Origin of the sequence: Klebsiella sp. C360, assembly GCF_048822415.1 — a bacterium.
GTDB lineage: Bacteria > Pseudomonadota > Gammaproteobacteria > Enterobacterales > Enterobacteriaceae > Klebsiella > Klebsiella quasipneumoniae.
Genome location: NZ_JBMEZZ010000008.1, coordinates 201,120 through 208,107 on the forward strand (window position 1 = coordinate 201,120; position 6,988 = coordinate 208,107).

General features: G+C 50.0%; 1 protein-coding gene and 1 pseudogene. Both read right to left on the minus strand.

Annotated features, from left to right (window positions below; all coding sequences use genetic code 11):
• Window positions 1-25: 25 nt before the first annotated feature.
• Window positions 26-5,857, minus strand: a complete 5,832-nt coding sequence (locus ACOI7D_RS20580; RefSeq protein ID WP_203283443.1) for a DEAD/DEAH box helicase — start codon at window positions 5,855-5,857, stop codon at window positions 26-28.
• Window positions 5,858-5,876: 19 nt separating this feature from the next.
• A pseudogene (locus tag ACOI7D_RS20585) lies at window positions 5,877-6,988 on the minus strand (hypothetical protein); the annotation flags it as partial.

The following is a 6,988-nucleotide window of genomic DNA, read 5'->3' on the forward strand; positions in this document are numbered from 1 at the left end:
TTGGCCAATAGCGATAAGCTAAATTTTAACCTCGGTTAAGCTTCGCCAAAGCGCGCAGTGGCCGTCTTTCCAGTTCAAAGGTGTCGATAAATCGTAATGGCGCTCCTTCATTATCTAATCCAAAAGAACCAATTAGGACATCGCGTTCAGCGTCCCGGCATAGCCATAAGGGGTGTGTAACAGCCGCGCGCCAAAGCTCTTTTCCATCATTTATTTCAAGAACTGGCAAAGAATAATCCTTTAACAATTTGATAGTCCCTGGTCGTAACGCCTCGACATCCTCCGCAAGTTGAAACGCTCTTTCTTTCCATCCTTTCATTTCTGGATGGTCCCAGTCTTCAACATTCAGGCCGCATGCGAATTCCGGCATAACCATGGCGCGTAAATAGGCTATTCCTAAACGCCAGTCCAGTAAGCCGTGATAATGACGGTTTCCGTAGCGTTGTATACATTTGTAACATGCTGTCCGACATTGAACAGGATGATCTTTCTTTAGAAAATCGACCATCGGCCAGCCGCGTTCATCTTTCAGAATTTCATGCAGCAATTTGATTATTAAGGGAGAACCGCCGGAAACCGCCGGTTCGGCAAGACGTCTGCATAATCCTGAGCCATTGATTAACGCGTCTGCGATTTGCAGTATAGGTTTGCCAAAATGCAATCGAGGTTCAAGCGTTTCGAACTCATCAGGCGATACATCCAGATAGAGGGCGGCCTTATGCGCCAATATCTGAATTGCGCTGATGGCCGCCGCTCGCGTAGGTAAGTGCATATATTCGCCGTACCTGGCGACCATATTCAAATTAAGACGAGGATCGAACCTTGTTAATTCGAGATGTAGCGACTCAGTCTCCTTACCGGAGACCAGACCGAAATTTCTGCTCTCGCCTTTACGCCGCCAACGTGAATTATCTTGCTCTCTTAGCCAATTAGAATCAATCGCCTGCTCGCCTTTAATCGGCGGGCGGTAAGCAGCGTAAGGAACCGGCGCTTTTTGATCGCTTGTGAGGTCGACAGTAAAACGTTCTCCTTCTTTTTCTCCATTAATAGGACCGTCGTTAAGACGCAGTATGGTGACTTCTCCACGTCGTATGATCAAGGGTTCGCAGTGTGTCGGAGTCTCTTCGTTTAATACTGTCGCGGTTGTCTTTAAAGACATGCGGGTAAAACTATCCATATCGTCTTTGGGGTCGAAATCCGTACGGAAAGCGGCAGGCGTGATGTAGAGTTTGAACTCGTCAGGATTTATAGGCGCGCCGCAATCCTTACATTGAATGTCATTGTCCGGTTGACGCAATTCCAGCTTTGCGGAACCGCATGTCGGGCAAAATGCGACATAACTGGATGACTCCAGCCACGAACCCACCGTAGAGAGATCCGATACGCGATCATTCCGGTTATGCGGTTCCCGATAATTTCCTGTGAAGCCGATCACTTTGTGTTTTTTCTTATCCTTAATTAATACCGAGCCGGGAGCATACTCGAATACCGCAAGGTCAAGATCGCGATCCATTGTCGACCATTCGTATTCAATCTGGTTGTTCAGACCTTTTTTCTCACGTAATCCCAGATATAGATTGCGTACCCGGGTCGGCATTCCATACATCGGCAGTTTTCCGCGTTCAGCCAGAAAACGGGCGAGCCCTACGTTGTCGTCAGGCGCGTAAGCGCTCAGTTCGGCGATTTCATCAATTAATTTTTTCGCAGTCAATGCAGCATAAAGATGCTGACGCTGTTCCGGATTGAACGTCGCCGCTTCGATAAAGCGTTCGCGTATGTTCTGCGTCGCTTCCAGCGCGCCCAGCAATCGTTTAGCCCAGTTCGCGTTATCGTCATAATAGTAATCATGCGTCGAAACGTATTCGCCATGAACGTCAGGCGGGACAAGTTTATCGCCAGGAAAATCTATCCCGTTCTCGCGATCTTCTTCACGCAAAAGATTAAAGGCGCTTCTGAGCCAGACTTTACGTAAAAGCCTTAATGGGATGGCGTCGTGATCTACCGCCAGGAAGGGTGGAGGCGGCGGATCGCCGGTAATGGCGTGAGGATGAGCGAAATAATAGGCGTCGTGTGTCCGTCCGCGGCAAAACGTAATGACAAAAGAAAAAGCCTGACCTCGTCGCCCGGCCCGACCGACGCGCTGCTGGTAATTAAAACGCTGAGGCGGCATGTTGGCTTGATAAACCGACTGAAGCGAACCGATATCAATGCCAACCTCCATTGTGGTGGTGACGGCAAGCATATCGATCTCGGCGTCCAGCTTTTCAAGTTCGCTCATCTTATCGACGAAAATCCCTTTGAATTTACGAAGTCGATCGGAAAAGTCATCCGTCTGTCCGGTCAATTCCTCGACATTCAACCGAAAGCGTTTAACGCCATCTCGTTCGCCGCGCGCAATGCGTTTGCCAAGGAAATTTTCTTCCCATAGCGTTTCAACAGAGCCTTTGGGGGTGATATCAAGCGGTTCCGCGCAACGGGTACAACGTTTAAACCCTAAATGTAAGTGGATTCGCCCGCAGTTACCGCACTGCCAATAGGGATCGCCTGATTTCGCTACCTTAAGAAATAATTTGCCAATATTGAATAATCCTGCCGTATGCTCCCGATCAGCGAACTGATTTAAGACTAGCGTCAAATTATTCAGATAATTATCGTCGCCGAATACGGCTCTAGCGATGCGCTTGACTTTCGCTTTTTTAACATCTTCTCCAACGTACCAGCCGTCGGATTGTTCAGGATCGACATATTTGTTTTCTTTGACGCGATAAACGCCAGCGAACACTCTTAACCAGGCGTCGAGTTCGGGCGTATCCTCGTTATCCGAGACGCAGGGATACGCCAGACCCGTTTCCTCTAACGCGAAAAAAGTATTGGCGAAAATAACGTCGTCTATTAATTCGGATTGATCGTCAATTATCCTCTGCTTGATCGCCAACCTGTCAGACAAGGAAAGTTTTGCGTGGTATTTAACGAGGTGTTTATCTTTTACAAAATTGTTGTGCCAGACAGTTGTGTCGTCTCCATCAGCGCTCGGACGATATTTGTAAGGCGATATTCCTAATCCAGCCAATTCTGAAGATATTTTCCCGATAGAATCTCCTTCTGACTCCAGTAAGCTATCTATTTTTACCCGTCTGAATTTACAAAGGCTGGCAATCCCTTTTTGCTTTGTTTTGAGCTCATATAGCCTGTCGATCTCATCATCATTCCCAGCTTGTATCGCTTTGTCTCTTTTTTCTTTAAATTCTTCATCTGGAATATATTCTTTTTCCGCCTCGCTGATCATGGCTCTTGCGGCTGCGACCAGTATTTCCCTACGCAAATCGCGTAAGTGCAGACGTTCAATTTCCAGCGCCATCGACGCCGCATCCTGTCGGCTATCCGAAAAGACAATACTCTTCGCATCCGCGCCGATCGCATGCAGCAATTCGAATAGCTCTGTCGCCACCAGTTGAGATGATTTCGTCACGCCGGTACGGAATGCGCGTATGGGCGTTCTGGCGCGGTTGGTTGCCGGTCGACTGGAATAGTCGATACCGCAGTTAGGGCAACAGAAAGGTTGCGCGGAAGGCGGTTTTACCGGTTCACCTTTTTTCGCCGGGGGCGGGTTCTGAAAATAGAGATGTCCCCGAACCACATCAGCGTTCATCGGCGATGTTTCTTGCCCGACAGTTACAATGCCTGTAACAGGATTCAGCGTCGCTTTCTGCCAGACGTCCCACCCTTTTTCACTGGCGGCGGGCGTTTTTTCAACAGGCCAGAAAACCGCAAACTCATCCAGCGCCATATCATCGTAATATTCCGCGCCGGGGCGTTCGGGAAGATTTTCAAGATTGGTCGCCGAGGGTAATAGCTCTACCGTTGCGCCTTCGCAACTTTGTCCCCTCTGGCCGCCAAGCAGTAAATCGCCGCAAGCTTCGCAGTATAGCATTTCGAATAAACGCCGACCGCGCTTTTCTTCTGAGGTTGAAGGCGCGTGGGACAGGCCGCGTTCCAGGCAAAAATCGGTGAATTTCGCTTTTCGTTCTCCAGGCGAGACCGACGCGAAGAAACCTTCAATATTTCTGACGAACGTATGCACGCGAAAAGCCGGCGTAGCGGCGTCAGGTTTCTCGCAGTCAGGTACAAAATCCGGAAGCGCGCGCAACAACATTAATCCGCGTAACGCGAGTTCAGATTCTTTTTCCCTACCTTGGCTTTCCGGCAGAAAAATTTTGTCGATGATCTGTTTGGGTGACGTCGCGCGCGGCTTATCGCCGCTTTTTTCAATGCAGGCGTTGGTTAATAACGCGGCTGCGGTTTCTGCCGCCAGCTTAACGCCCTGACGGCTATCTCGCTCTTTTACGCCAAGAGCCTCAAAAGCGTTAACCAAAGCTCGCTTAAACTCATCTGTAATCTCTACGTGGCGGACAACGTCGCCTTGTCCTGTAAGTGCCATCCGCATCAGGGCGGCAAAAGGCCGCGCGTCAACGTTACTTTCTGGTTCAGGTATGAAGGGGGTACCCTCAACAACGCAGTTACGCCAGAATTCCGGAGAGTCGCTGCCCTCATCCTGGGGATCGCGACAAGTGCCGAAGGGAGCGAAGAGATCGCGTAGATACTTTCTCGATTGTTCTCCATCCGCGCCTTCCATCGGCAAAGACGCGGAAGACGCCAGTAAACGCAGCTTATAGCGGTGCTTCGGATCGTCGAGTCCGAGTCGAATGATTAGCGACTTAATCAACATTGCGGTTTCCGTTCCTGCGGAGCCGCGCATTAAATGTAATTCATCGAATACCAGATAGAAGTAAGCGTCTTCATTACTCATCAGCCATTCGCGCGTCATGTCGAAAATAGCATCTTCGACTTCTCGCGAAAGCATCGCTCCCAGCATGGAAGCGTTGGTGACGAGTACGTCAGGCGGAGCGGCCTGCATATCCCAACGAGTAACCATCTCGCCGCCGTCTGTTGAAGGAAAGATATATCGTGTCTTCTCCGACGATTTTTCTTTTTCCTTGTCGAATGCGCGCGCGGCCTGTTGATCGCAATCGATTCGGTTCAACGCCTTACGTAATTTTTCAAGGTTACGGGCGCGGCGGCTTTTCTCCGTACGATCGCCGGAAAGGCGGGGATGGCTGGCGTAACCGGTAACCGGCGTGGCGCTGGTATATTGTCCGAAGAAAATGCGGTTGCCGGCGAAACGATGTTCCATCGTCTGTCGCGCTTCATCGGAATCCAGCGTTTTGCGCAAACGCGCCATTTGATCTTCAACTAAGGCGTTCATCGGATAAAGCACTAACGCTCTGATCGCTGCCGGGCGTTTTTCTCCTTTACGACGAGAAACCCAGTTCGCTTCCGTGTTATGCCACCAGCGATTTTGCAGGTAACTGTCGCAGGGAGCGGGCCAACCGATCGCCTCATTCGATAATGCGGCCAGTATGGGCAACATAAAGCTTTCCGTTTTTCCCGATCCTGTCCCGGATGTCACTATGCCAGGACAACCGGCACGAATGCCTCGTTCCAGCATTTTCACCTGATGAATATAAGGCGCATGGACTGACCGACGCCGCCAAGACGCGTCGCCGGATTTTGAATCAAACAATCCGGATAACGCTAGTTCGACGAACGCTTTTCGGCCTTCCTGCGATAAGCTCCTTAATGGACCGTTTTCCATATCGGCCAAATCTTCAAGAGTTTTATTCGAAGACTCATACCGTAAAACGGGTTCAATATAGGGCTCTGCGGCAAACTCTCCGCTGCTGTTCAGCAATTCGCGCCTTGACGCCGCGACGAACGGATCGGCAATTCGGAAACTGGTTTCAATATATGATATAAAGAAATCCTGAATACGGCGAAAGCCGCCAATCGGATCTAACATGATTTCCTTCTCCTGTAATTTATGGAGCGCAGATTTTGCTATTTTGCAAATTCGCGAATAAATCGACTAATCGCTTTTGATGCGCCGTTTTGTCTTCGTCGACGGCCAACCCGACCTCCAGCGCCGCTTTCGTCGCCCGCAGCGTATTTACCACGTTCAGACGATCGCTCGACATTTCATCCGCAATGGCAAGTTTTTCCGCAAGCGATTCTGGCGGCGCGGCTTCGGGCGTTAGTTCGCTATGATGTCTGGCGGAGAGATAAAGCGGCGCACGCGTAATCGCATTTCGAACGACAATGTTTTCCACCGGCAGAAAAAGATGTTCCTCCTTTATCTTTTCTGCTTCCTCGTTATCTTCATTCGTAATTGTGCCGCACACCAGGAATCGTCGGGGCAGATCGCCATTACGCAACCCCTCTTTCAGAGCAGGCAGCCAGAAACGCGCGGCGGAGCATTCGACGCGTTCGATGACGGCAAGAATTGTTCGGGGACGATGGGCGTCGCTTAATAACAATCCTTGATAAAGCGGCGTTGCCAGATTATTTCCTGCGCGGATCCACAGATCCTCATAGGAAATCATCGTCGGATCTGCAATTTGTCGGATAGCGCGTCCTGAAGAAATAAGCGACGCGGCGATAGCCAGAAAGTCCTGTGTTTCAGAGCCGTAGAGCAACGGGCATTCGCCAGCCAGCGTCAACGCTAGGAATTGCTCCATCAGTATTTTTCCTTCGTGCGTCAGTAATTTGTTTTCACTGATGATACGGCTCAATTCTGCACGGGAAACCGTTTTAGCTTCGGCGGGAAGACATATCGCAGGGATCGCCGAATACGCCATTCGACGCGCTTTTTCAGCAATAGCGGCATTGATTTTCTCAAGTTCGATCCGCGCCAGCGCAACGCGCTCTTCAACTTCCCGAAGCGCGCCTGAAGACGCTTCGCGTTTGATCTCCATAGAAGACAACGTCCGGCGCTGACTTTCGTTTTGACGGCATAAATCCGCGGCGGCGTTTTTCAGCCGGTTGATTTCGTTTTCGAGAGCGTCTTTTTCATATTTTAACGTTTTTTCTATGCTTAACTGCTTTTCTTCGAATTCCTTTTGTAATTTTTCTTCTTCGTCCAAACGTAATTGCG